Here is a 24367-nt window from a genome sequence, read left to right as displayed (position 1 = left end):
ACCCGCCACGCCGGTTAGGGACGTGACGGGTTGAGGGGCTTACGAGCCGACGACCAGCTCGGCAGCGCCGGCCGCGCGGAGCGCGCCGTGGCCGAGAGCGAACTTCGACAGCATCAGGGTGCCCTGACGGCGAACGTCGTAGGCGTCTTCCAGTGCCAGGTCCAGCAGCTTCAGCGTTCCCACGGCGCTCTTGTGGAACACCGAGCACACCGACTTGCTGTAGTCGGCGCGGTACTTCGCCTGGAGGGCGGCGTTGGCCGAATCGTCCGCACTCGGGAAGAAGTTGGTCTTCAGGAGCTTGATGCGGGCGACGGACTCGATCACAGCCTGCGACAGCGAAGCGCCGCCAGTCGGGTTGTAGTCACGGTCCACGAGGTCCTTGACCTGCGTGAGCAGGTACCACTGCGCCGGCTTCAGCGCCGCGATGACGTCCTCGTCCGGAACGTTCTTCTCGTCGAACGCCTGGCGGACCTGGCGGATGGCCGCAGCCAGCTTCGTCGCGTCGGTCGCCATGGCGGCGTCCTTCAGGATCAGGCCGCCCGGCTGGCCGTTGACCGGGCCGGTGGTCTGACGCGCGGCCAGGATGGCGCAACGCAGTTCGTTGAGCTGACGCTGCTTCGCCAGTTCGAGGCCCTGCTGGCGGGTGTACTCGCTGCGGACGTCGTAATGGTTCATCGCTTCATCGATGTTCGGGATGAAGACGTGCGAGATCAGCATCGGGTCGAGGGTCAGGATGACCTCGTTGTGCTGGACGTTCATGCCGGTGATCTCGGTGCCCGGTACGTGATACTCGGAACCGATGGTGCCGATGGCCGGGAACGAAGCGGACTTGCCGTGCGAGATGTTGCGCTCGGTCACATGACCGGCCAGCTTGTACTCTTCAACGAACGAAGCGAGAACTTCGCCCGCGTACTGCTTGAGGAACAGTGCCTTTTCGTCACCTGCGTTCTGGACCTGGCCCAGACGGTTCGGGGTGGCGTTCGCCATTTTCTGTAGTGCTTTCCTTTGGGGTGGGTAAAAGGCTCCCTTCCCGCGCCCTTACGAGGCGCGAGTTGAGTCCTTACGGGGACCGGGAGGGGTACTGCTTAGCCGCCTTGCGTGTCGTTGTCGCGCACGGTGCGGGTTAGAACGAGGAGTTGCGGAGGCGCTCGGTGACTTCGGCACGGAAGGCCGGGTCTTTCTTGTAACGCTGGGACCGCATGGCTTCGGTCACCTCGACCTGCGACTTGAACGGCTCGACGCCAGGGGAGGCGCTGCGGCCGTGCATCAGGTTGGCCGGGGGCGTACCGCGCTTGGCGGAGTGGCGGCCGGCGAGGGCTTCGACAGCGAGCTTGGCGCGGGCAGCATTGCCCGACGTGACCGCTTCGTTGAACTCGACCTTCTCGGCCTGCGTCAGGTTGGTCTTCGCCCACTCGACGAGGGATGCGTATTCCTTCTCGCCGCCAGCGGTGCCGAACACGGCGTTGTTGTAGGCGTCGGCCTGGGCCTGCTTACCGGCGATGTACGTGTCGACCTCTCCGCGCGGGAGACCCTTCGCTTCGAGAGCCGCATAGGTCTCGTCGGAGAGCTTGCCACTGGTGGCGTACTCTTCGTTGAGTGCGTTCCAGTCGAGGCCGGCGTTGGTGACCGTCTCCTGGGCCACTTCATCCGTGGGGATTTCGACGGACGGCTTCTCGCCACCCTCGGTGCCCTCTTCGGTCGTCGTGGTTTCGGTGGTCGCCGTCGTTTCCACCTTCGGGGCCGTCAGGGCCTCATAGGCAGCGGTCAGCTCTTCCACGGTCTTGTACTTGCCCGCATAGAGCGTTTCGGTCGTCGTCTCCGTGGCGACAGGCGCGTCCACGGTCATCGCGATTTCGGATTTCTCGGTCATAGGGCTCAGCGGAAGTTGTACATGGTGATGCCTTCCGGCGTGACGCTCTTGAAGCGCTCCAGCGGATCGACGGGTGCCTCGGGCTCCGCCTGGGTCACCTGGGGGACTTCAGGGATCACGGCGGGCTCGATGGTGACTTCGGGGGCCTGCACGGTTTCGACGGGGTTCTCGTCCGTCTTCGTGGGCGCCGGGGTGGCGGTGGACTCCGCGGTGGTCGCGGTGTCGGTTTCTGCCGCCACAGGGGCTTCGGTGTTCTGCTTACGGGCCACTCGGGTCTCCTGAGGCTGTTGGTGGTGCCACTGCGGCACCTGCGATGGTGGGTGCAGCGCGGATGGCCGCCTGCTGCATCGTTGCGTCGTGCTGTTCCTGTGCGATCTCGTCGTCGGTCTTGATGAGACCCTTCATGCTCAGGTCGCTGGCGGCGCCCATACGGGCCATCAGCTCACCGGCATTGACGCGCTGGGAGAAGACCTGGGGACCAAGGACCTGCTGGGCTGCGGAGGCCCAATCGAGGAGCTTGCGCATGTCCTGTCCACGGCCGAGGGCGGCGACGCCGACCACGATGCGGGGCTTGATGAGGCCGGCAGGGAGTTCGGGCAGGCGATGCTGCCGCGTGAGCCGGTCCATCTGACGGCGGACGAGGGGGAGCAGGAGGTCTTCGGCAAGGATCGAGTAGACGCCACCCTGGACCTCTTCAAGCTCTTGGGCCAGGTAGCGAATCTCTTCTGCCGTGACGCGCTCACCGTTGCGCTGGATGGCGGTGCGGACACCGAAGGCCATCTCCAGGCGGGCAACGAGCTTGTCGATGTGCTGGCCGACGAAGTTGAAGTCGCCGTACTTGTCCTGCTGAACAGCCTTGAGCTGGTCAGCGCGGAAGCGCAGCACGTCGCCGGACTCGGCCTCCGTGATGGTCTTCGGGCGGATCGCAGCGTTCTCGTCGAGTGCCCATAGGACCTTGGCAGCTGCGGCGGCGCCCTTGAGCATGGCCTTGGAGAGCTTCTCCAGGGCGTCGAAGTCGCCGTAGTAGTCGTAGACCAGGCCAGCGCCGTAGTCCTCGCCGTCCTCTTCGGGAATCCTCAGGGGAATCCAGGGGCACGCATCGATCGGGTAGGAGCCCTCGGAGCCGGGAACGACGGTGCCGTTCACTTCCTGGAAGACCTGCCAGAGGTCGCTATCGCGGTAGATGCGGGTGTAGAGGTCCACATCCTGTTCGGGGCCGGTATCGGCGGTCGCGCCCTGTTTCTTGTCCAGCCCGAGGATCGACTTCAGCTCATCGCCCATGGTGGACGGCGCGATGCTGTCCAGCGTGACGATCTCCAGGACGCTCCCCATGCCGTCGCGGTCGACGACATAGCGGCTCAGTGGGTAGAACTTCGCGTTCCCCTCGTCGGGGATGTAGAGGAGGCCGTTGCCGGTCGCGACCAGGTGCTTCAGCGCCAGGGAGATTTTCCCGCGCATGCCCGAGGTCTCGATGTCATTGATGACGGTCCGCTCGATCTCAGCGAGGCCCATCTCCAACTCGCCCTGCTGGATGCCCGCCTGTTCGGCGAGCGCCTGCGCGTCCATGCCGTCCGGGGATAGCTTGAAGAAGTTGGCGTTGACCGGGAAGAGCGCGAGGAGGAACCGCGCGGACGCCGAGTTGACGCAGCGGGCGCCGGTGCCCTGGTAGGGGGTGGTACGGGAGGAACTCGATTTACCCTTCGAGACTTCCTTGTAAAGCGTCGGCAGCGTCAGAGTGGCGCACTGTTTGGCGCGGGACTCTGCGGCGTTACGGTCGGACTTGAGTCGCTGGTAACTGGCTTCTGCGGTGACGGTCTGCGGGGCGGACTGGCTCAAGTGGGGATGACGAGGCTGCTTCCGTAGGATGAGGTTGCGGAGTTGTTCAGGTCGATCCGGAGGGACTTGCGTCCGGACGTCCCGCTTTCCTGGTTACCGCCCATGCCGTCCCGTGCGGTCATGAGGACCGCTGGGGTGGTGTCTTCGGCCTTGGGGGCTTTGGGTTTCTTAGCCGTGCACATGCGGGGTCTCGTCGTCGAGCTGCCGCCTGCGGATCAGGGACAGGACAAGGCGGCGCTCGCCCTGTCGGAGCAGGAACTCTTCACGGTCCATCCGGGGGTCGTAGATCACCTCGGGGTACCGCTCGGCCAGCTCGTCGATCAGGTCGTAGGCGTGCAGGGGGATGGATTCGGACATAGGGGCTCCATAGGGGATAGGAGGGGTCTATAGGAGACCCTATGGAACCCTTATGGGGGAAACTTCGTTTCCTCCTAAGCTGGCACTTTTACCTGGCTCAGGAGGGGTCTACAGGAGCCCCTGAGGAGTCCTTAAGGGGAAACTCCGTTTCCTCCTAAGCTGGCGGTTTTACCCCCGCTGTAACGAAGGTTAAGCTACGAGGAACTGAACAGGGAGATGCACCTCATGGCCAAAAGCCGCGAACCGGCCGGGCAACCGCTTAAGGCTGCTGTATTGAGCGTAGAAGACTGCCAGAAGGCGCTATTGAAGATTGACAGACGTATCGCCGATCTCGAAGGTTTTGACACCAGCGTGCTTACAAAGCGCTTCGACTCGCGGCTAAGTGACCTTGCCCTGCTTGTGAATAACACTCTGAGAGACATTTTCGGGGCGGACACTAACGAGTACAAAGATTTTTCGATCGCGGGGCTTGACGCGGGCGGAATGGTGGTTCGTATGAACAGCTACCCAGATCCCGCATCGGTGGTTCAGGGACATGCTAAACGCGGAATTGAGCGTGCTGTCGGACGACTGAACACGCTCAAACAAGTCCTTCAGGAGCGTATTGATGATTCCGCTGAGCAGGTAGTCATGGCCGCTCCGGAACATGCTCCGATTACGTCAAGGAAGGTATTCCTCGTCCATGGGCACGATCAAGGAGCAAAGGAGATGGTCGCTCGGCTCCTTGAGAAACTTTCTCTCGACGTAGTCGTGCTGCATGAGCAGCCAGATGGTGGCCGGTCGATCATCGAAAAGTTTGAAAGACACACTGATGACGTTGCGTTCGCAGTGGTCTTGTTTACGCCGGACGACGTAGGTTACCGCGCGGGACATCAAGATGAAGCCCGACCCCGACCGCGACAGAATGTCCTGTACGAACTGGGTTACTTCGTAGGACGGCTGACCCGGCAGCGTGTGTGCGTGTTGCATACCGGCGACGTTGAGGTCCCAAGTGACTACTTGAACGTTCTTTTCACGGCAATTGACACTGGCGGCGCGTGGCGCCTGCTACTGGCGCGAGAACTAACCGAGGCAGGAATCGAGGTTGACTTCAGGAAGGCGATTTAGGCCTGATTGAGCCACTTCACAGGGCGGTCGTCGCCTTCGCGAAAGGTCTCGGCGAACAGCATCAGCATGATGATGTTGCACTTGACATGCGCCATATGCGGCTGTCCGCTTTCCGGGTCTGTCTCTTCGCCGGACAGCGCAGCGAGGCAGTGACGGACAGCGCAGGCGAGCGGAATCGACCACGACATGCCTTTGGCCCAGTTCCACTCCGCATACTTCCGTCGCCCGTAGTCGAAGACGTGTGCGGCGTCGGCTAGGTCGGACAGCTCGAAGGTACGCTCGACGTCACACGCGGCGTCCAGCGCGTAGTGAAGATTCGAGTGGTCCTCGCCGTAGCCCGCTTGCCAGTCGCCGAGATAGTCCAGCACGAGGCGGGCCGGATGCCCCGAGTGGCGTTCGGAGTCCCCTCGCATGATGGTGCGGAGGGGCAGCAGCTCGAAAGGCGGCTTGCCTGTGTTGAAGCGGGCGCCCGAGCCCCGAGCGTCACTGTTGACATCGCCAATGCCCAAGGGGGCTGTTACGGTTTCCAAAGGTTCACCTTTCCTGTCTTGAAGTCATAATCACCGTCGCGCAGGATTCGCGCGCAACGGGCCTGGACGAGCGCGTCGTCCGATGTGAGTCCCTTGGACTCGTAGGTCTTCACCACGGCCGCCCATAGGGTCGCGAGGTGTTCTTCGGGCGGGGCGTCCAGCAGGGCTTCGTGGATCGGCTGGAGGATCGGGTCGGCCCGCTTGGGACCAATGCCAGGACAGCCGCCGTAGTTGTCGGTGGTGTCCCCCGTGAGCGTCTGCATCATCCAGTAGAGGTCCGCCTGGTGCTGCGAGATCGTTCGGGTGCCGATGTCGGGCTTGCCGGGGTTGTAAAGGCGGCCGGGGAGGGTCTGCATGTCCTTGTCGATGGACACGATGATCCGCTTGCCGGGAGCCAGTCGGGGAGACGGCATGGTCTGTAGGATGCCCAGGATGTCGTCACCTTCGAGGTACTCGCGGGTGATGATCTTCTCGGGCCAGAGTTCCTTCAGGAATCCGTCGACCGCGTACCACAGTGCCGGGCGTGCCTTGCCCGCGCGGTTGGCCTTGTAGGTCGGTAGGATGTCCTTACGGAAGTTCGTCGAGACCGACAGCGGCAGCAGGAAGTCCCGAGTGCCGAACTTCTCCAGCAGCTCGTCGATGTAGTCTTCGAGGTCCGCCTTCGCCTTCTCGGCGTTGACGACCTCGGATACCGCAGCATCTTCGCCGTCCTCTGCTTCCCACTTGATCGTCTTCGTGTTGCTGAAGGCAAGCTGGTAGCGGAGAACGTCAGCGTCGATGAGAAGGGTCAGGCCCTTCAAGTCACCTTTCGGGTCATGAGCACCACCGAGGCCCGGTCACGGGACTGGTCGTAGAACTGCTCGATCTGCGGGCGGAGGTCAACGATAGCCTGGTCCACCGCCTTGTCGATGCTGGACCGGCAGGCAGCAAGAATCTCGGCTTCGAGTTGCTTGCGGGTATGCTGGACGAAGAGGTCGAGGTAGGTGCGGTTCTCGCAATCGACCTTCATGGCGGCTTCGCTGTACTTCATGCTGCCACCGCCAGCACCGCCTCGATACGAACCACATCGGTGTATCGACTCGAATCGCGGATCAGCCGCTCGGTGAACTTGACCGAGCCCGAACGGATGAGTTCCTCGGCCAGTTCGTTCGCCACACGGCGGCGCATCGCCTCACGCATGCGGTCGACCTCGGTCAGGTGGACCTCACCTCGGTAACCGGATTGCACCGGACACTCGGCAGCGCTCTTGAGCGTACGCGGGGCCGGGGCGGGAACGCACTGGAGCATGTTGATGGTTCGCTTCAGCTCTTCCACCTGGGAGAGCAGGACTGCTTTGGTGATCTTGGTGCTCATTTGAGCTTCCTCAGATTCTTGAGCTTGGTGAGCGGCTTCAGGCCATACGAAACGCCAACGGTGCACAGCACCATCCAGCGCCACCACTCAGGGAGGGACGCATCAAGTGCTTTGAAACCGTCGACGACGTACTGCGAGTAGCCGGGGATAAAGCAGGCGATGAGCGGGAGCATGACGATCACGAACATGGCGTCGTCCTTCCAGCCGGAGTTCTTCACGGCCTCGACTTCCCACTCGCCGTCCTTCTGTGCCTTCGTGATCTTTGCCTGCATCACGGCCAGCTTCAGGTTGTGCTCGGCGGCATCCTCGCGGGCCTTCAGGACACGCGACTGGTCGATGGAGGACTTGAGGCCCGAGAAGGTCCATTGGGCGGCAGAGCCGAGAACGGACAGCCAGCTCATCGCGGGTATCGTTCCTGGTGATGCTTGCCCTTAGGGCCGCAGCCGAACAGCCTCTTGGACCGTTCGACTTTGCAGTCGACCATGTGGTCCTCAGACGGCGTCTGGGGAACTCTCTTCATGCCCCCTGCGATGACGTCGGGAACCTCAACGTCCGGCTTGTGCTTCCGGGTGCAGGCCCAGCGGAAGTAATGGCTGTCGAACTTCGAGAACTTGCAGGAGACGCAGGTCTTCATTCGTTGTCCTCCGCCTCGATCTCGTAGCCAATGCCGAGGGCGTCGCACAGTTCGCGGGCGAGGTCGGTGTAGCCGCAGTTGACGCCGAGGTCGACAGCGTCGTCAGCGTTGCCGCCGCACCAGCTATATGCCTCGAAGTCCTCGTTGTCGGTTGCGACACGATCCGATGCGAGTGACTTCAGGCGGTCGATGATCTTGGGGGTGAGGGCGATAGCGCTCATGGGTGGAGGCTCCTAGTGGGGCTCTTGGTAGTACGCGGCCACGCGCAGCAGCTCCTCAGGAGTCGCATTGCTCTTGATCGCGTTGGCTTTGGACGAGATGACCTTCACGTTCCCGCGCACGTAGCCGAGAGCGGGATTGATGCGGTCGATGGAGGGACTGTTCGGGCCTTGAGCGGCACCGCCAGAGTTCCGGTAGAGCGGCAGGCCCAGCACCGGGCAGAAGTCGGGGATCACCACGTCTTCAACCGTTAGGTCGAAAGCGATCCCACGTTTCTTTGCCCGATGTTTCGTGAGCGCGAGTAATCGGCTAGCCGGTGTAGCGATTCGCTTAATGCGTCTCGTACCAGTCGTTGCCGATCTTGAACTCGCCTGCCAAGGGGCAGCGGAAGCCGAAATGCGCACCGGCACGGAAGATAGCGTCGGTTGCCGCTTTGCCGACCTGCTCGGCGTACGCCTCCGAGACTTCGATCTGGAACTCGTCGTGGATGTTCGCGACGAACTCGTAGTCGACGCCGGGGACGAGGCCGTCCTCTTGAAGCTTGCGGTCGAGAAGCACCAGTGCCTTCTTCATGACGACCGCGCCTGCCGACTGGAGCAGCGTGTTGAGGGCTGCGTGCTCGCTGCGGACGTGGAGCTTGCGGCCGTCAAGGCCCCTCAGGAACCCTTGCTTTCGCACCGTGGCCTTGATGGCCTTGATGAGGTTCGCGAGGGCGGGGAGGCCGGCCAGGAACTGAGCCTTCAGAGCCGCACCTGCGACCTTGCCCTTACCTACAATCGAACCGATCTTCTCGTCGCCAGCTCCGTAGAGGAAGGCGTAGATGAAGGTCTTGGCCTGGTTGCGATCCCCGAGGCCCGCTGCGACCTGGTTGGTCGTGTGGACGTCGCCGTCGAGGATCACCAGCGAGTAGGCGCCGCCGTCCCATCGACCCATGAAGTGGGCAAGGCAGCGCAGTTCGAGACCGCTGGCGTCCGCACCGACCTGCTTCTTGCCCTTGGGGACTCCGAAGAGGCCACGGCATTCGGGGCCGTAAGGGGCTCCTGCCGAGGGAACCTGGGCCATGTTGGGGTTCGAGTGGGTCATGCGGCCCGTCACGGCGCCGTTCTGCGTCACCCGGCCGTGGATGCGGCCATCAGCCTTCACAGCCTTGAACCACGCCTGCTTGCCCTCGCTGAGCTGACCGAGGCGTTTCTCGACGGTCAGGTACTCGATGAGCAAGGGAGCCTCGGGGTACTTGAGGCCCTCCAGGGTGGTCTCGTCGACCTTGGCCTGGCCCGAGTCAGTGAACTCGCGCGGCTTCCAGCCATAGAGGGCACCCAGGCGGTCCGCGATGTGCTGGCGGGAACCGGGGTTGAAGGTCACCGTCTTCCACTTCTGGAACGGGACGCCCTTGACGTACCCGAGCTTGACGTTGTCCCGCTTGGGGACGATGACGCCGGCCTTCTGCTGCCACGGAGGAAACACCTCACGGAGCTTCTCGACCAGCTCGGCCCGCTTACCGACGAGCGTCGCCTCAAGTGCGAGGGCCTTCTCCTTGTTAAAGAGGAACCCGAACCGCTCCTGTCGGCCGATGATCGGCGCGACGTCGTGCTCAAGCTGGATAGCCTCGTCTCCGAAGTCCTGCGCGATGAGCTTGTCCCACAGGCGACAGGTGACCCGGATGTCCTGGAGGCAGTAGTCGTCCATCTCCTGGTTCCATTCGGCCCAGGGGTCGAGACCCTTCTCCTTCATCATGTCGGAGTAGTCGCCCTTCCAGCAGCCCATACGGGCACCCCAGGCTTCCAGGGAGTGGCGGCCGATGAGCTTCTTCGGGTAGATCGCGGCGACGCGCTTGCCCTTGGCGGCCTCGCGTTCGTTGCGCTTGATGCGGTCGAAGTCCTCATCCTTGAGGTTGGTGAAGATGAGCTGCGACATGAGCAGCGTGTCTCGCACCACACCCTTCGGTTTGAACCAGGGGTACACCTTCTGGATCGCGGGGATATCGAAGCCGATGATGTTGTGGCCTGCGATTCCGTCAGCGTCCATAAGCAAGCGGACAGCTTCCTCGACAGTCACCTTCGAGCCGTGGTCGTTGGCTCGGTAGGTGATGCCGTTCACGATGTCACGAATTGCAATGCAATGGATCGTGGTGAGTTCGTCGAGGAGGCCGTTCGTTTCGATATCGAAGACGAGCATCAGCCGGTGTAGGCCCCTTCTTCGCCGCGCGGCGTGTTGCGGCAGATGTCCAAGCCAGCCTGCCAGCCCGGTCCGGGTGCGTAGCCGTACGTGTCGATGTACTTGCCAGCTCTGCGGCTCGTACGGTCGATGTGCTGGTGCTTCTGGAAGTTCAGCACCTTCGACGTCGCGTCTTCCACGGCGCCCGGTACTGCATAGACAACGACCGACTCCTCGGATGCCAGCCAAGCCGCCATCGCACAGCAGCGGAAGTCAAAGGACTCGGCGAGTACGGACAGGCAGGTGTGGAACCGGAAGCCGATCACGTTGAACGGGACGCCATGCTTGTCGACGAACGACGGGTAACCGCCTTCTCCTGGTTTCGTCGTTTCGATGAAGTCGGGATCATCGCGAAACGCAGCGACAGCGGCCTCCCAATCCATATGCGAGCTGAAGAAAAGGTCGTAGTCCTTCACGGGCGTGTTGTCGTAGAACGAACGGAAGCATCCGCCCGCCAGCATCGCGTAGTAGGCGACGCCGCACGGCATCAACCGGAAGATCGAATCGGCATAGGATTCTAGCGAGCGGCTCACGAGATGAGGTCCTTGAGCTTCGTCGAGACGGCCACCGCGCGGCGGTGCTCTTCGTTGTGGTTGTCCCACTCGTCGTGCAACTGCGAGATCGCGTTGCTGATGATGTCCTTCGAGGACACGGCGTGCTCCGCAGCGGCGTCGAGCTTGTCGATGGCTTTCTGCACGCCCTTCAGGGCCGAGGCGACGGTCTTGGGGGTGACGAGGGCGATGAGGGTCTTGACGAGGTTCATGGGGTATCTCCAGATATGAGAAAGGCCCCTTTCGGGGCCTTGGGTCAGAAGTCTTGTTTGCCGGAGACTTCCGGCTCTTCGTCGAACATGGGGGGAGGCTCGCGCTCGAACAGGCGGCCGGTGTCGGTCTCGTAGCCCATCAGGATCGTGATGCCCGTGGCTTGGCCGGTGAAACGGTCCTTGAGAACGCGGAACGTGGTGATCTGACGAAGCGTTTCGTCTTCCGCCTGCTGGTCACGTTCAAGACCGAACATGTAGTGGGACCAGAAGCCGATGGCTCGTGAGCCCTTGAAGTGGCGGATCATCACGCGACCGCCTTCCTCGTGGGGCTTGCCTTCGGGAGTGGCGAGGTGGGAGATGCCGTAGAAGCAGACGTTGTATTGCTTCGCGAACGAAGCGATCTCTTCCATGATCTTCTCCAGCGCCTTTCGCTCGTCCTCTTCAGCAGCCGCAAGGGCCGTTAGGTGGTCGAGGAAGAAGTGCTTAACGCCCTCGGCTGTCGCGAGGTACTTCATCTTTGCGTGGATGACGTCCCACTCGGTCGCGCCGAAGCTGTCGTACATGACGACGTTCGTGCTCGCCTGAATCTCGTCGAACGCGGCTTCCAGCTCTTCGAGCGTCCAGGTGCCGTCAGGAACGTGGAACCGGCGTCCGCCGAGCTTGCCGGCGATGCGCTTCGCGGTCTCGACAGGGGACTGTTCGAGGTAGAACACCGCACACTTCTCGTTGAGCGTCACGGCGGTGTTGACGATCTCCTGGGTGAACCAGTCGGTCTTGCCAACGCCCGTACCGGCGCCGAAGAAGTACACCTCGCCGTAGCGACGCCCGAAGGTGATCTCGGTGAGCTTCGGAAGGAACCAGGGTAGGCCGACCTCGATGGGTGCCAGTGCGCGCTCGCGTAGGTCCGCAAACGTCACGATGCCGTCAGGACGAAACACCTTCGCGTTCCAGATGGCGTCGATGATGCCGCGAGCCTTGCCCTTGGCGAGCATCTCGTTTGCATCCTTCAGCGGAAGGTGCGCGATCTTGCACTTGCCCGGCGTGAACAGCAGTGCGCATTCCTGTGCAGCCGACTGGCCGGGTTCGTCCATGTCGAACATCAGGATGACTTCGTCGAACTTCTCCAGCCACTCCAGTTCCTGGGCGACCGTCTTCTTCGCACCATCGGCGCCGTTAGGGATCGAGACGACAGGCCACTTGTTGTCTTGGACTTGGCTGACCGACAGGCAGTCCAGCTCACCCTCGGTAATGACGATCTTCCGACCGCCTTCGCCCCAGAGGTGTTGACCGAACAGCCCGGCGTTCTTCAGCTTGCCGCGTACGCTGAACGTCTTGTCCGGATAGCGCACCTTCTGAGCGACGATCTCGCCTTCGCGGCGGTAGTTGGCGATCTGCACGGGCTTGCCGTTGTGCTCGCCCACGGTGTAGTTGAACTTCGCGCACGTCTCTTCGGACAGGCCACGCTTGGTGAGCGCCTGCGTCTGTCCGGTCAGGAATTCACCGGACATTCGTCGGTTCCTCGGTTGTGGGGTGGAGCCGTCGCCCTGCCTGTGCTTCCCGCAGGAGAAGCAGAACGTGTGCCCGTCTGTGTACGTGGCACACGCGTCGGATGAACCGCAGTCTTCGCAGGGACCTTTTGAGAGCAGCTCGGACTCAGCGGTTTCCACGCTGGACGGACCACATGGTCTTGCGGGTGGTGACGCCGACCTTGCGGCGGATGGCGCTCTTCACGGCGTGCGACTGCTTCGAGGGAGCCTGCTTGGACGCGGCGGCTTCGAAAGCGGCGCGCATGGTCGTCGGGATATTGTTCAAACGGATGCCTCCAGGTTCTTCATGACGTATTCGCGGTAGCAGAAGGGGACGCCTTCAGCGGCGAGGACTTTCCGCACGGCCGAAAGGCTCACGAGCTTCTCGCGCGGTCGGACGGGCTTGATCGGGTAGTTCGAGGCGCGCTGACGGGCCGACAGGCTGTAGCGCGTGTACGCCTGGCCGGTGGCGTCTTCGGTGCGTTCCTTGACGATGTCGTAGCCAGCGGCCACCAGTTCGTCGATACGTGAGGCGAGGCGGCGTATGCGGTAGACACCTTCCGCGACCCAGCCCGTGATGTATCGCTCGGTACGGAGGTGGTTGAGGACAATTTCGGTCTGGGTCTTCGGTTTCATTACGGTTCCTTGAGGGTTTCTTTCAGTGCGAGGAGGGGCGGTTCGAGGCCGTAGAACAGAGGCACGCCGTAGGCGTCTCTCAGGCGCAGCAGCGCGGCCGTTTGCTCCTCCGTGAAGGTCCCCTTGGGTTCCAATGCGTCGTTGAGGCCGCCGATGAGGCAGACCTGGAGCGCGCAGTCGGAGAACGTGGGGGATGCAGCACCGCGAACGCTCTCGTCACGACCCGCTTCCACGGTGCCGTCGCGTCGAATGACGTGGTGGACGGCAACGGTGGAGTAACCCTGGCGGCGGTGCGCGCGCGCCAACTCCTCCACGCCGATGTCGGCGGAGGGTGAGGTCATGGAGCAGGTGACGAAGAGGCGCTCGATGGATTCGAGTGCTTTCAGTTTCACGGTAGGGCGTAGATGTGGACTTCGGTGCGCGACTGTTCGTCAGGCGCAGCGAACCGCTTGGAGGTGCAAAGCAGGACTACCTGCGAGTCGTCCTTCCAATAGCCACCGCAGTGCGTGATGGCATCGAGAGGTCCCTTCGCGAGGTTATCGACGTCCGGTCGCGGACGCTTCAGCTTCGAGGTGCGGGCTTTGGTCATGACGGACTCGACCAGCACCAGCAGGTGCGCTTCGGGGTCGATATCGGCGCCAAGGCCGGCGAGGAGGTCGCCTACGGCATCGAGCCAGGCTCGGTACGGTTTGGCGTGGTAGGTGCCCCACTTGGTAACGCGGGGGCGGGAAGCGGATACGGGTTCGAGTTTGAGGACGATGGAGGCAACGTGCGTTGCCCCCTCGATCATGGCCTGTACCGACTGCTTGGACTTAGAAGTCCCCGCTGCCGCCATTGCCACCTTCATTGGCCGATTCATCGGCGTCGTCTTCGCCGCCGAACGTGGCGGGGGCCGAGTTGTCGGCGACGTAGCCGCCTTCGCTCTCGTCCTCGTCGAAGCCCATGTCCTTCGCGGTCTTCGCGCCGAACGTGACCAGCTCCAGCAGCTTGACGCCCACGAGCTTCGGGCTCAGGTAGAACGTCTTCGCGCTCGGTACCGGGCCGGCGTTGAACTCGCAGTTCACGCGGAGGATCGAGCCGCCACCGATGGTCGGCGGATTCTTGATCTCGACGCCCTTGCTGTCGAAGATGCCCGGCTTGCGCGTCCACGCTTTGCCCTGCTTGGTCGTGCCGCTTGCCTTCATCTTGAAGTTGATGAGGATGCGACCGGTCTCCTCGCCTTCCTTGTCCAGCTCTTCGGTGAACACGGGGGCGACCTGGTACTTCTCCAGGGCCTTCTTCTTGACCGGCGTATCGGCGTTCGCGATCTCGTGCTTGAACAGCTCGTCGCGCACCTTCTCGAAGTGTTCGATCATCTTCTGCACTTCCGGCAGGTTCGGATCGAACGCCAGCTTGCAGGTGTACTCGCCTTCCGGCTTGAACTTGGTGTCCGGGGCGTTGAGGTTCGGCCACACGGCCGCACCCTTCGGGGTGTTGAACGACGGGTACTTCTTTTGTGCCATCAATTGGTCTCGGTTTCGGGGTCGTGGAATGCAGCGAAGACACGGGTTTCGATGCCAGCCGTGTCGAGGTTGCGGAGGGTTGCGCGGGAGATGTAGCCGGTGTCGTCCAGCTCCGCATAAGCGGCGCGCAGGAGTTCGGTCGAAGAGAACATCAGGAGAATCGCTTTCCGATTTCGCCATCCACGTAGGCGCTCACGGCGTCCAACGTGTTGCGGTTGGTGTACCGGCAGTCCTGTTCCATCCGATCCACGATGCGCAGAAGGTCGCGCGGGTCGAGATGTAGGACGTCGGAGGTGATCTTGAAGGCCGTGGCGAGCGCCATGACCTGGGTTGCCGGGTGGAGTTCTTGCAGCGCGTTGATAACGACAAAAGCCCCCGAAGCCGAAGCCTCGGGGGTTGTATTCGTTACCCGGTCGCGGACCGTGGTACGGATGCTCATTGAGTCGTTGGAGTGCCCTTACAGGAAGCGAGCCATCGCACCCAGGGGCGGGTAGATGCTGCCGTAGTCGATGCCGGAGAGCGGGCGGGGCCAGGAGTGGACCTGCATGTGTGCGAGAGCGCGCTTGATGCGCACATAGCGGACGTTGCGGGCCGCGATGACGCTGAGGTTGGCGTCGGCGTAGCGCTGAGCGTTACTCATCACGCGGGCCATGGCCTTGGTGTAGAACGGGAGGGTCGTGCGCTTCTTGGCCATGGGTCAGCTCCAGTCCGAGAAGGCTACGGCCATGACGACAAGGACGACCACGAAGATCGTAAAGCCGAGGCCGAGGAACAGCGGCAGGAAGACCAGCCACCAGCTCCAGGCGATGACGGAGCACAGCTTCAGTACGGCGAAGACGACCGTGAGGATCGTGGGCAGTCCAAGATTGACGGATAGCTTCATGGCTCAGCCCTCCGCTACGAGCGACTGGCAGGACGCGCGGAAGTCCGCGAGCGTGCCGTGGGTCGCTTGGTTGTAGATCGCGAGCACGACGCCGTACTCGTCGACGGCGGTGTGGGCGTTGAGTCTGGAATTGAACTGGATGCTCATGATGTCCTCAAGGGTCAAAAGGAAGCTAGGAATTAGGCAAAGAAATAGAGCGACGACTCGACCAACGAGAGGTCCAGGTCGCCCACGGTGGGCAAATCGGGGAGGGTCACTGCGATGTCCGCAGGAAGCTGGGCGGACAGTTCGTCCCGGAAGTCGGTGAGGACCTCGCGGCTGTACTGCTGAACGAAAGCGGCTCTTAGCGAGGCCGCCAGGACGTCGGTGTCCGCCGCGTGCACCCCATAGGAGTCGTGAATCATCGCGAAGTCGGCGACGTCGTTGTCCAGGGCGGTGCAGACGGTAAGCATCAGGTGAGCTGCGTCACAGGAGTGGACGAAGTTCGGGGAGATGCCGAGCGCTTGTCTGCGGCTGTCGAGTTTGGTTCCTTCTACGCTGGCACTTATACGCACCTCGCGGCCGGAGACGTACGTTTTGACGCGGGTTCCCGTGGTCTCCCGGTACTCCTGAAGGACCGGAAAGCCGGCTGGCGTGGTCCAGCTCACAGGCATCTCGCCCTTCGCTGCCACCTTCGCCGCATCCTTCAGCCAGTCCATAGCCTCCCGCGCGGCGATCACCACGAGCCCGATGGAGTCCCAGAGGACACCCGCGAGATACTCGGCGTGATCCCAGGAGTCATCCTTGCCGGCCTTCTTCATCTTGTCGGCGATCTGGTTCCGCATGCCGGAACGGGTCACGCCATAAGGAAGAGTCATTACCGGCTGCTTGACCAGGTCGCGAGTGAGCTGGCCGTCCCAGAACGCGGCGGACAGGTTTCCGCCTTCGGCTTCCGCACGGATGCGCTCGGCGGCAACCGTCATGACCTGCGTATAGATGTCGGCCGGTCTTTCCTGCGGGATAAGGTTGGTCGCCTTGCCGCCTACAGGGTCGCGGAGCATGGCCGAGAAGTTCTGAAGGCCATTGCAGGAGCCGTCGAGGGCGATGGGGAGGTGCGAGACGTAGTCCTCGCCCATGGCTCGATAGCCAGCCCACTCGAAGCAAGCGGCCAGAGCGCACCACGGCGAGTCGGCTTCGGTCCAGGCCCGCATGCCGTCCAGCGGGTCGAGCGCGGAGTCGAGGATGCGGTGCTCGTTGTCCCTGACCCACTTGATGCGGTCTTCGAAGGGCACCTTGTCGACGCCGAACAGGTTGGCGACGTGGATGGCGAGCCACCTGGCGCCGGAAGGACCGAGCCGCTTGCCATTGGCAAACCGCAGGAGCGACTTCGCCTGGTCGTCGCCCTGGGGATTTAGGGTGCCCGGTACGGGATAGACACGACCCCGGAAGTCCAGGGAGTGGGGGAAGTAGATGGCCTCCTCGGGCTCGAAGCGGGCCGCGAGGGCGATCTTCTGGGCCGCCGAGATGCGCTGGGAGGCCGTGCGGGCGTTCTTCTCGTAGATGTCGGCGCGGGTGCGCTTCCACTTCTTAAAGGATTCAGGCTCCTCGACCTTGTAGCGCTCCATGTCATCGGAGGGGAGCGGCGGGAGTTCCAGCAGGTCTCGCGACGGGAGGTCGCCGATGCCACCACCGGCCTCCCAGGCTTCCTTCATGACGGCCAGGACGGCCGAATTGACCTGCCAGGGGGTCTCCTGGATCGCGTTGAGGGACCGCAGGACGTTGGGCATCTCGGCGTTGTCCAGCTCACGCAGGTAAGCCTTGTTCCGGGTGCGGACGAGGGGGACCAGGCCGCCAGCGTCGGTCAGGTAGCCGCCTCCCTTCGATGCCTGCCACGGTCTGGGGGAAACCAGCATGGGCATACGGACGGGAGCGAAGTGGGCCGCCGCGTCGTGGGCCTTGTCGAGCCAGGCCATGACCGCCTCGGTTCCCCGGAGCAGGATGCGCTCGCGGGTCTTGCCGTGTGACGAGTCGTTATAGAGGAGGGCGAAGCCGGTGGACTCGATGAACAGCTCGACCATCTTCATTCCGAAGTGGGTGGCGTCGTGGCCGGGGAACGCGAACTGGTCCAGCTCGGTCCGGCGCACGGCGGCCTCCATGACGTTGCGGGAGTGCCGCTGGGAGGTGCTCTTCTTCAGGACGCCCTGAAGGTGCTTATGGAGGCCAGGGGAGACCTCTTTGAACCGGGAGTAGTTGATGGAGTCCTCAAGGGACGTGGCGATGGCCTCGGCGACCGTCTGGACGCGCGTCTCGCCGTTGGAGATCGCGTTGAGGCAGTGACGGATGGTGATGTAGGCCAGCTCGGACGAGGGGAACTTCTCGCACCAGCGGACGGCCGTGTGCTTCTTGCCGGGCTTGCCGTTGCGCGCCTCGGCCACGAAGGCGTCGATGGCGGCGGAGAGAGGGGTGATGCAGTCGCGGATAAGGCGGCGACCAGGGCCAGAGTCGGACTCGTCCTGGCGGTCGCGCTCCTTGTGGTAGCGGTCGACGCCGAGAGTCAGGGATTCTTCTTCCAGGGCGAGCTGTCTGTCGCGGAGAGAGAGGGTGGGCTGCACGATAGTCATGCGTGGTCTCCAGAAACGAGAAAGGCCCCGCTTGGGGGCCTTGGGTGGGTCGATGGGTTGTTGCCGAGGTGTCTCTCTCGGCCTTGTGTGTACCGAAACGAAAAACGCCCCGGCTCCGTGGGGAACCGAGGCGTCTCGTTAGGGGATCGAAGGGGTACCTTCAGAGCCCTTTAGGAATCTTTATGGGGAGGAACTATCGTTCCCCTGAAGCTGGCACTTATACCCACCTTGCGGCACCTGCCGGCACCTGAGTGGCAACGCGGCACCTGAGAAACGGCACCTGCGGTGGCACCTCGGGGCTAAGTCATTGCCACGTAAGGCTCGCCGGAAAATTTAGGTTCTGACGGGGTAACCCGTGCGGGTTCGAGTCCCGCCTCTCGCACCATCCTTCTTCAGATGGATCAGAATGCAGTAATGCTGTTTCTGTCTGACGAGCACCGGGCGCCTGCGCATGCATTCATTTGCGTGGGGAAATTGCCAGCCGCCGGCATGAAGCAGTTCACGTAGGCCCATGTGCTGCCTTGACCAGGACCGGGCACGTAGTCCGATAACGAGCTTCGGCAACGGCTATCCACCACGAGTTCGCCGGCGATGGTGCCGGCTGAGTCCAGGCTGTAGTTCGCACTTCCCCGGTGCGCTGAATTCTGCCCGGCTGGTACGACGTAAGAACCAGGCGCGATCGCCTGAATGAATATAGCCTCTGCGTTACGCTTTGCCCTAACTGCGGGCTCCACCGGATGCTCGTCACGACATACGCCGCCGCCGAGTGTCTCAGGACTCCAGCGCGAAACTGCGCTATGCGATGCGCTGGAGCCCATGCTTGCACAGATGCGCTCATCCAGATCTTTCGTAGCCTGGGGCTGCGAATCGTGCAGGTACACATAGTCGCCGTTTTGCAATTCGATAAGCTTCTGCTCGACGAGTACGTCGACACCATGCTCGTCTTTAAGCATGACGTGGCGAACCACGGTTCTCTCGCTGTCGGCAGAAACCGATGCGTGCTGCGATACGACCTGAGCTGTGGCAACGATCGGAAAGGTAAGGATGCCTGTGATCAACATGAGACGCATGGTCTGTCCTCGTTCGGTTCGAGGTTCCAGCGTCGCGTTGTTCGCCCGTCAGCTCCATACGAGGATTCTGAAAAGTCGACGTCAGCGGTCTTGTGCTTGCCAGTCTGGCGATATGCGCGATGGTGACCCAGACCTCAGCCAAAGCGCTGGCCGCGATCCCCCAAGTACGATGCCAGGACGTGGGCTGTGGCGGACTTTAACTAAGCCTGTCCATGAGCTTGCGGAATCCCAGCGCCACCGCAAAAAGCCCTGCTGTAGCTACGAAGGGATGTCAGCGTGCCTCGGCGTTGATCTTCGACGTCTCCGCCATGAGTTTGCCGATTTCCGTGCGGATTTTTTCCAGGTCGTCAGGTGTCATGCACAGCAGCCCGGGTCTCTGGTGTTCGAGTGAACGTGAGCCCCTCATGCTTGCTTGAACGTCACGCATGACGCATACGACCCATCTGAAAAACTGGTTGGAACGTTCAGCAAGCTTTAGAGCGTCAGCTTGATGAGGGCGGCGATGATGGCCGCGCCGGCGCCCAGCGCGCCGACGATGATCGCCCCGAAGGCAACAATGGGGTAGTAACGTTGCTCGGCCTGAATCTTCGAGGTTTCGGCGCTGACCTTCGAGGTTTCGGCACTGAGCTTCATGGTCTCGGCCATCATCTTGGAGATGTTCGCGTGGATCAACTCGATGTCGGCGGCGTTCACGGTTCTCGTCTCTTCCATGGATTCTCTCCTAACTTATCACTGCGATTTGGAACCGCCGCAGCGCCCCACGAGCCGGAGAACCAGCCCATCGCGCCCACGCTGATCGCCAGGCCCGACCCCGCCACGGCGGCGGGCTAGCTGAAGGTGCGCAGGGATCGGATGGGCGCTAAAGAGCCCCCAGCAGCTTGGCCAGCGCGAAGGCGGCACCAAAGACGCCACCAGCGGCAACGAAGGGATACCAGCGTGCCTCGGCGTTGATCTTCGACGTCTCCGCCATGAGTTTGCCGATCTCCGCGCGGATTTTTTCCAGGTCGTCGGGTGTCATGCGCAGTAACTCGGATGTCTGGTGTTCGAATGAACAAGGACCCTCATGCTCGCGTAAACACCACGCGTGATCCATACGATCAATCTGAAAAACAGCCGTCATCAACGATCGGGTATCACCCGTCTGCCCGTGTCCTGCGCGCCACGATCGTCGCCAGCACCGCGAGCACCAGCGTGATGGCAAAGTTCGCCATGAACGCGGCTGTATGCGACACGTCGAGCAGTGCGGCGAACATCGTGCCGCCGATGGCGAGCGTCGTGGCCACCATCAAGGATTCGCACAGTTGCAGCGCCGAGCTGTTCCGGCCTTGCTCGTGCGTAGCCGACATCGAAAGCGCAAGGACCGACAGCGTGCCGTAGAGCATGCCCATGCCCAGCCCCGTGAGCAGCCAACCCCCAACCGCTGCCGGCACGGGCATCCAGGCGAAGACGGCGCAGGAGACGATGCCGACGCCGAGCACCATCAGGGCGGTGCCGCGCGTGAGCAATTGCAGGCGGGAGATCGTTGCGTAATGGCCCTGATACCACGAGCCGGAGAACCAGCCGATCGCGCCCACGCTGATCGCCAGCCCCGACCATGTCGGCGACAGCCCGTGCTGCTGGGTGAAGACCAGCGGCAGGAAGGCTTCGGCGCCGAAGAAGGCGGAGGCTGCGATACCGCGCAGGGCGATCACCGCGGGCAGGCCACGGGCGGCGCGTAGCGTGCCGGTGGGCAGCAGGCGGCGTCCGCAGAACAGCAGCAGGGCGAGCGACGGCAGCAGGAGCGTGGCGGCGAGGATCCCTCGCTCCTGGCCCGCGGCGAACAGCAGACAGACGCCGAGCGAGGCGCCGATGGCGTCGGGCAGTCGCGTAGCCGCGTCGGGAGCCTTGCCCGACGGCGCGGGCAGGGAGCGCAGCGCGCCACGCAGACCCAGCGCGGCGGGTACGGCCAGCACCGGTACGGCCAGGAACACCCAGCGCCAGCCCACGTGCTCGACGATGGCCCCGCTGACGGCCGGTCCGATCAGGGCGGGCACGACCCAGCCGGCGGAGAACGAGGCAAACACCTTCGGTCGCAGGGAAGCCGGATAGAGCCGCGCCACGATGACGTAGAGCGCCGGCGACAGGCAGCCGGCGCCCAGTCCTTGGACCAGGCGTCCCAGGAGCAGCATCGGCATGGTCTGCGCGAGACCGGCCAGGAGCAGGCCGACGACGAAGCCGGCCAGGCCGGTCCACATGGCCGGGGCCGGGCCGCGGCGATCGCTCCAACGGCCGGACAGGGCCATGCCGATGACGCTGGTAGCCAGCACGCCGCCGAAGGCCAGGGCATAGACACGCAGGCCGTCCAGTTCGCGCGCGACCGTCGGCATGGCGGTGGTGACTGCCAGCGCCTCGAAGGCGATGAGTGAGATCAGGCTGACCATGCCGAGGGTGGCGGCCCGGTAGCGCGGGCCGAGGATGCCCTCGTCGGCGGGTGTGGCGGTATCGGAAAGGCGATCGGGTTCGGGGGTTCCCACGTGCATGCTGGCGTCCTTGGGGGTGGCGAGTGTCGCACGCTTGCATACGGCGACCGGGAGGGTCAGCATGAGACCTGAACCAATATTGAGGTCAACATATGCGGGAACTGAGCGTGGGCGAGGTCGCCCGGCGCGCGGGCGTAGCGGTGTCGGCGCTTCACTTCTACGAGCGCAAGGGGCTGATCCATAGCCTGAGGACGTCGGGCAACCAGCGTCGCTTTTCCGCCGACGTGCTACGCCGGATCGCGGTCATCCGTGTCGCGCAGCGGGTCGGCATGCCGCTGGAGGCGATACGGCAGGCGCTGGCGACCTTGCCGGACTCGCGCACGCCGACCCGGGAGGATTGGGCGAGGATGTCGGCGGCCTGGCGCGAGGAGATGGATCATCGGATTGCGCAACTGCTTAATCTGAAAGATAAACTGGCGGATTGCATCGGCTGCGGCTGTCTCTCGTTGACGGCCTGCGCCTTGGCGAATCCAGGGGATTCGCTGGCGGCGGATGGCGGCGGTCCTCGGCGCTGGAGTCCCGGATGAGGCAGGTTGCGGCGGTGGGAGGGCAAAACGTAGAATGGGCAGTCATTTGCGGGGTTTTTTCGCCGTCGGAGACGAAAGTCGCGGCGACGCGTCCGACATTCGCGGTGGGTCCCATTGTTCTGGTTACGGCGACGGAAGCTCGCCATCGCGCCACGTCATGTGGCGGTTTCAGGAGAGGTCATGCAGGTTTCGGTTGAGAATGTCGGCAAGCTCGGGCGCAAGCTCACGGTGAAGTTCCCGGCGGAGCGCCTGGAGTCGCAGGTGAACGCGCGCATCGCGGAAATGGGTCGCACGGTCCGCCTGAAGGGCTTCCGTCCGGGCAAGGTGCCCACCACGGTGATCAAGCAGCGCTTCGGCGCGCAGGTCCGTGGCGAGGCCCTGTCCGAGCTGATCGGCAGCACCCTGCGCGAGGCCGTCGAGCAGGAAAAACTGCAGCCGATCGCCAACCCGGCGGTGGACACCACGGGCAATGCGGAAGCGGGCGAGATCGCCTACACCGCCACGTTCGAGGTCATGCCGGAGTTTCCGGCGATCGACGTCGCCGCCCTCGAGATCGCCCGTCCCAAGGCCGAGGTCAAGGACGCCGACATCGACAAGATGATCGAGACGCTGCGCACCCAGCGCCGCAGCTTCGACGAAGTGACGCGCGCCTCCAAGGACGGCGACTTCGTCATGTTCGAATACGCCGCCGAAGCCGGCGACTACCGCTTCCCGGCCGAAGGCCTGGAGCGTGCGGGCAGCGTGCTCGGCTCCGGCACCCTGTTCAAGGCGCTGGACGAGGCCCTGACCGGTCGCACCGCGGGTGAGGACCTGGTCCAGGACGTCGCCTTCCCGGACGATTTCCGCAACCCGGAGCTCGCCGGCAAGACCGCCAAGGTCACCTTCAAGATCGTGAAGGTGCAGGAGCCCAACCTGCCGGCCGTGGATGCCGAGTTCGTCAAGCTGTTCGGCGTGGTCGACGGCGACCTGGAAACCTTCCGCAAGGAAGTCCGTGCCAACCTCGAGCGCGAGCTGAAGGCCACGGTGATGGCCCGCCTGAAGTCCGAAGTGGCCGAGAAGCTGGCCGCCGCCTATCCGGACCTGGAAGTGCCCGAGCTGATGGCCGACGCCGAGGCGCGCAGCCTGGCGGCCGGCAACCTGCCGCGTGGCCAGGAACCCAGCCCGCAGATGGTCGCCGAGGCCGCCCCGTTCGCGCGCAAGCGTGTCGCCGCCGCGCTGCTCATGGGCGAGATCGCCCGCAAGAACGAGCTGCGCCTGGACCGCAAGCGCATGGCCGAGATGCTGACCGCGATCGCCTCGACCTATGAAGAACCGGAAAAGGTCATTGAACTGTATAACAGCGATCCCCAACTGATGTCGGGACTGCAGAACCGCGTGATGGAAGATCAGGTGGCCGAGTGGGTGGCGGACAACGCCAAGTCCACCGACCAGGAGCTGAGCTTCGACGAGGTAATGCGACCGATCGGCGCGTAAGCACCGATCCTCTTGCAACAGCCGGGCCCCACACCTAGGAGAGACCGCATGTCCATGGCTCCGATCCAGAACCTCAACCTGGTGCCCATCGTCGTCGAGCAAACCTCGCGCGGCGAGCGTTCGTACGACATCTACTCGCGTCTCCTCAAGGAGCGCATCATCTTCGCGGTCGGCCCGGTCGACGATTACATGGCTAATGTGATCGTCGCCCAGTTGCTGTTCCTGGAGTCCGAAAACCCGGACAAGGACATCAACCTGTACATCAACAGCCCGGGTGGCTCGGTCACCGCGGGCATGGCGATCTACGACACGATGCAGTTCGTGAAGCCGGACGTGAGCACCATGTGCATCGGCCAGGCCGCCTCCATGGGCGCCCTGCTGCTGGCCGCCGGTGCCGCGGGCAAGCGGTATTCGCTGCCGCATTCGCGCATCATGATCCACCAGCCCTGGGCCGGTGGCATCTCGGGTCAGGCCACGGACATCGAGATTCACGCCCGTGAAATCCTGACCATGCGCGAGCGCCTGAACGCCATCCTTGCCCACCACAGTGGCAAGACGGTCGAGGAAATCGCCCGGGATACCGAGCGCGACCGCTTCATGAGCGGCGCCGAGGCCCAGGCGTATGGCCTGATCGACTCGGTGCCCGACAAGCGCGCGGTCGATACCGTCCGCTCGGCTTGATTTGAACGTACACGCTTGTGAAAACCGGCACTTCGCCCCTGATTCCAGGGGCGAAGTGCTGTGCTAT

At 63.3% G+C, this 24367-nt stretch carries 36 protein-coding genes; 4 read left to right on the top strand and 32 right to left on the bottom strand.

Annotated features, from left to right (window positions below; translation table 11 throughout):
• Positions 1-39: 39 nt before the first annotated feature.
• From QRN34_RS00650 to QRN34_RS00630, 5 genes are all read right to left on the bottom strand, one after another.
• On the bottom strand, positions 40-987 hold the full coding sequence (locus QRN34_RS00650) for a phage capsid protein (RefSeq protein WP_285401072.1): 948 nt from the start codon (positions 985-987) through the stop codon (positions 40-42).
• Between the two features lie 136 nt (positions 988-1123).
• Positions 1124-1870, bottom strand: a complete 747-nt coding sequence (locus QRN34_RS00645) for a hypothetical protein (protein WP_285401071.1) — start codon at positions 1868-1870, stop codon at positions 1124-1126.
• 5 nt (positions 1871-1875) lie between these two features.
• Positions 1876-2139 carry a hypothetical protein gene (locus QRN34_RS00640; RefSeq protein ID WP_285401064.1) on the bottom strand — a complete coding sequence of 88 codons (264 nt, stop codon included), beginning with the start codon at positions 2137-2139 and terminating at the stop codon, positions 1876-1878.
• Positions 2129-3706, bottom strand: coding sequence for a portal protein (locus QRN34_RS00635; RefSeq protein WP_285401062.1), 1578 nt, complete (start codon positions 3704-3706; stop codon positions 2129-2131). The genes QRN34_RS00640 and QRN34_RS00635 overlap by 11 nt, the downstream gene beginning before the upstream one ends.
• 168 nt (positions 3707-3874) lie before the next feature.
• The gene (locus QRN34_RS00630) at positions 3875-4063 is read right to left on the bottom strand and encodes a hypothetical protein (RefSeq protein WP_285401060.1); all 189 of its coding nucleotides are present in this window, start codon (positions 4061-4063) and stop codon (positions 3875-3877) included.
• Positions 4064-4288: 225 nt separating this feature from the next.
• Here QRN34_RS00630 and QRN34_RS00625 point away from each other — a divergent pair, with 225 nt between their 5' ends.
• Positions 4289-5170, top strand: coding sequence for a nucleotide-binding protein (locus tag QRN34_RS00625; protein ID WP_285401058.1), 882 nt, complete (start codon positions 4289-4291; stop codon positions 5168-5170).
• Here the strand turns inward: QRN34_RS00625 and QRN34_RS00620 are convergent.
• The 27 genes from QRN34_RS00620 to QRN34_RS00490 all read right to left on the bottom strand — a co-directional run bounded on the left by QRN34_RS00620 (position 5167) and on the right by QRN34_RS00490 (position 21619).
• Positions 5167-5700, bottom strand: a complete 534-nt coding sequence (locus tag QRN34_RS00620) for a dATP/dGTP diphosphohydrolase domain-containing protein (RefSeq protein WP_285401056.1) — start codon at positions 5698-5700, stop codon at positions 5167-5169. The genes QRN34_RS00625 and QRN34_RS00620 overlap by 4 nt on opposite strands.
• Entirely contained in the window at positions 5688-6500 is an 813-nt protein-coding gene (locus tag QRN34_RS00615; protein WP_285401054.1) for a phage exonuclease, read from the bottom strand. Before QRN34_RS00615 ends, QRN34_RS00620 begins: the two co-directional genes overlap by 13 nt.
• Complete coding sequence (locus QRN34_RS00610) at positions 6497-6730, bottom strand: hypothetical protein (protein WP_285401052.1); 234 nt, start codon at positions 6728-6730, stop codon at positions 6497-6499. Before QRN34_RS00610 ends, QRN34_RS00615 begins: the two co-directional genes overlap by 4 nt.
• Positions 6727-7053 (bottom strand): hypothetical protein, encoded by a 327-nt coding sequence (locus tag QRN34_RS00605; RefSeq protein ID WP_285401050.1) that lies wholly within the window; start codon positions 7051-7053, stop codon positions 6727-6729. The genes QRN34_RS00610 and QRN34_RS00605 overlap by 4 nt, the downstream gene beginning before the upstream one ends.
• Complete coding sequence (locus QRN34_RS00600; protein WP_285401048.1) at positions 7050-7454, bottom strand: hypothetical protein; 405 nt, start codon at positions 7452-7454, stop codon at positions 7050-7052. Before QRN34_RS00600 ends, QRN34_RS00605 begins: the two co-directional genes overlap by 4 nt.
• A 229-nt stretch (positions 7455-7683) precedes the next feature.
• Positions 7684-7908, bottom strand: coding sequence for a hypothetical protein (locus tag QRN34_RS00595; RefSeq protein ID WP_285401046.1), 225 nt, complete (start codon positions 7906-7908; stop codon positions 7684-7686).
• 12 nt (positions 7909-7920) lie between these two features.
• Positions 7921-8145, bottom strand: coding sequence for a hypothetical protein (locus QRN34_RS00590; protein ID WP_285401044.1), 225 nt, complete (start codon positions 8143-8145; stop codon positions 7921-7923).
• Between the two features lie 91 nt (positions 8146-8236).
• Entirely contained in the window at positions 8237-10081 is a 1845-nt protein-coding gene (locus QRN34_RS00585) for a DNA polymerase (protein WP_285401042.1), read from the bottom strand.
• On the bottom strand, positions 10081-10653 hold the full coding sequence (locus QRN34_RS00580; protein ID WP_285401040.1) for a hypothetical protein: 573 nt from the start codon (positions 10651-10653) through the stop codon (positions 10081-10083). Before QRN34_RS00580 ends, QRN34_RS00585 begins: the two co-directional genes overlap by 1 nt.
• Positions 10650-10883: a hypothetical protein gene (locus tag QRN34_RS00575; protein WP_285401038.1), complete on the bottom strand. Its 234-nt coding sequence runs from the start codon at positions 10881-10883 to the stop codon at positions 10650-10652. Before QRN34_RS00575 ends, QRN34_RS00580 begins: the two co-directional genes overlap by 4 nt.
• Before the next feature lie 44 nt (positions 10884-10927).
• A complete protein-coding gene (locus QRN34_RS00570) occupies positions 10928-12391 on the bottom strand; it encodes a toprim domain-containing protein (RefSeq protein ID WP_285401036.1) in 1464 nt (487 codons plus the stop codon).
• 145 nt (positions 12392-12536) lie between these two features.
• On the bottom strand, positions 12537-12695 hold the full coding sequence (locus tag QRN34_RS00565) for a hypothetical protein (RefSeq protein ID WP_285401034.1): 159 nt from the start codon (positions 12693-12695) through the stop codon (positions 12537-12539).
• On the bottom strand, positions 12692-13045 hold the full coding sequence (locus QRN34_RS00560) for a helix-turn-helix domain-containing protein (protein ID WP_285401032.1): 354 nt from the start codon (positions 13043-13045) through the stop codon (positions 12692-12694). The genes QRN34_RS00565 and QRN34_RS00560 overlap by 4 nt, the downstream gene beginning before the upstream one ends.
• On the bottom strand, positions 13045-13437 hold the full coding sequence (locus tag QRN34_RS00555; protein ID WP_285401030.1) for a hypothetical protein: 393 nt from the start codon (positions 13435-13437) through the stop codon (positions 13045-13047). Before QRN34_RS00555 ends, QRN34_RS00560 begins: the two co-directional genes overlap by 1 nt.
• Entirely contained in the window at positions 13434-13835 is a 402-nt protein-coding gene (locus QRN34_RS00550) for a RusA family crossover junction endodeoxyribonuclease (RefSeq protein ID WP_285401028.1), read from the bottom strand. The genes QRN34_RS00555 and QRN34_RS00550 overlap by 4 nt, the downstream gene beginning before the upstream one ends.
• A gap of 22 nt (positions 13836-13857) precedes the next feature.
• Positions 13858-14547 carry a hypothetical protein gene (locus QRN34_RS00545; protein WP_285401026.1) on the bottom strand — a complete coding sequence of 230 codons (690 nt, stop codon included), beginning with the start codon at positions 14545-14547 and terminating at the stop codon, positions 13858-13860.
• Positions 14547-14699, bottom strand: a complete 153-nt coding sequence (locus tag QRN34_RS00540; protein WP_285401024.1) for a hypothetical protein — start codon at positions 14697-14699, stop codon at positions 14547-14549. The genes QRN34_RS00545 and QRN34_RS00540 overlap by 1 nt, the downstream gene beginning before the upstream one ends.
• Complete coding sequence (locus QRN34_RS00535) at positions 14699-14986, bottom strand: hypothetical protein (RefSeq protein WP_285401022.1); 288 nt, start codon at positions 14984-14986, stop codon at positions 14699-14701. The genes QRN34_RS00540 and QRN34_RS00535 overlap by 1 nt, the downstream gene beginning before the upstream one ends.
• A gap of 18 nt (positions 14987-15004) precedes the next feature.
• Positions 15005-15241, bottom strand: a complete 237-nt coding sequence (locus QRN34_RS00530) for a hypothetical protein (protein ID WP_285401020.1) — start codon at positions 15239-15241, stop codon at positions 15005-15007.
• A gap of 3 nt (positions 15242-15244) precedes the next feature.
• Positions 15245-15430, bottom strand: a complete 186-nt coding sequence (locus QRN34_RS00525) for a hypothetical protein (RefSeq protein WP_285401018.1) — start codon at positions 15428-15430, stop codon at positions 15245-15247.
• Between the two features lie 3 nt (positions 15431-15433).
• Complete coding sequence (locus QRN34_RS00520; RefSeq protein WP_285401016.1) at positions 15434-15577, bottom strand: hypothetical protein; 144 nt, start codon at positions 15575-15577, stop codon at positions 15434-15436.
• Between the two features lie 32 nt (positions 15578-15609).
• The gene (locus tag QRN34_RS00515; protein ID WP_285401014.1) at positions 15610-18030 is read right to left on the bottom strand and encodes a DNA-directed RNA polymerase; all 2421 of its coding nucleotides are present in this window, start codon (positions 18028-18030) and stop codon (positions 15610-15612) included.
• Between the two features lie 401 nt (positions 18031-18431).
• Complete coding sequence (locus QRN34_RS00510) at positions 18432-19100, bottom strand: hypothetical protein (RefSeq protein WP_285401012.1); 669 nt, start codon at positions 19098-19100, stop codon at positions 18432-18434.
• Positions 19101-19371: 271 nt separating this feature from the next.
• Positions 19372-19506: a hypothetical protein gene (locus QRN34_RS00505; protein WP_285401010.1), complete on the bottom strand. Its 135-nt coding sequence runs from the start codon at positions 19504-19506 to the stop codon at positions 19372-19374.
• Between the two features lie 68 nt (positions 19507-19574).
• Positions 19575-19811 carry a hypothetical protein gene (locus QRN34_RS00500; protein ID WP_285401008.1) on the bottom strand — a complete coding sequence of 79 codons (237 nt, stop codon included), beginning with the start codon at positions 19809-19811 and terminating at the stop codon, positions 19575-19577.
• A 148-nt stretch (positions 19812-19959) separates the two neighbouring features.
• Positions 19960-20118, bottom strand: coding sequence for a hypothetical protein (locus QRN34_RS00495; RefSeq protein ID WP_185754448.1), 159 nt, complete (start codon positions 20116-20118; stop codon positions 19960-19962).
• Between the two features lie 115 nt (positions 20119-20233).
• Positions 20234-21619 carry an MFS transporter gene (locus QRN34_RS00490; RefSeq protein WP_285401006.1) on the bottom strand — a complete coding sequence of 462 codons (1386 nt, stop codon included), beginning with the start codon at positions 21617-21619 and terminating at the stop codon, positions 20234-20236.
• A gap of 92 nt (positions 21620-21711) precedes the next feature.
• Between QRN34_RS00490 and soxR the strand changes: the two genes are divergently transcribed.
• The 3 genes from soxR (at position 21712) to clpP (ending at position 24300) form a co-directional block, all read left to right on the top strand.
• Positions 21712-22146 carry a redox-sensitive transcriptional activator SoxR gene (soxR, locus tag QRN34_RS00485; RefSeq protein ID WP_285401004.1) on the top strand — a complete coding sequence of 145 codons (435 nt, stop codon included), beginning with the start codon at positions 21712-21714 and terminating at the stop codon, positions 22144-22146.
• Between the two features lie 180 nt (positions 22147-22326).
• Positions 22327-23619, top strand: coding sequence for a trigger factor (tig, locus tag QRN34_RS00480; RefSeq protein WP_285401002.1), 1293 nt, complete (start codon positions 22327-22329; stop codon positions 23617-23619).
• A gap of 48 nt (positions 23620-23667) precedes the next feature.
• Positions 23668-24300 carry an ATP-dependent Clp endopeptidase proteolytic subunit ClpP gene (clpP, locus tag QRN34_RS00475; RefSeq protein WP_036142608.1) on the top strand — a complete coding sequence of 211 codons (633 nt, stop codon included), beginning with the start codon at positions 23668-23670 and terminating at the stop codon, positions 24298-24300.
• Positions 24301-24367: the final 67 nt, after the last annotated feature.

This window comes from Luteibacter sp. ME-Dv--P-043b (genome assembly GCF_030209605.1).
Classification (GTDB): domain Bacteria; phylum Pseudomonadota; class Gammaproteobacteria; order Xanthomonadales; family Rhodanobacteraceae; genus Luteibacter.
Note: the sequence above shows the minus strand (reverse complement) of the source record. Positions and strands in the feature narration are given on the sequence as shown.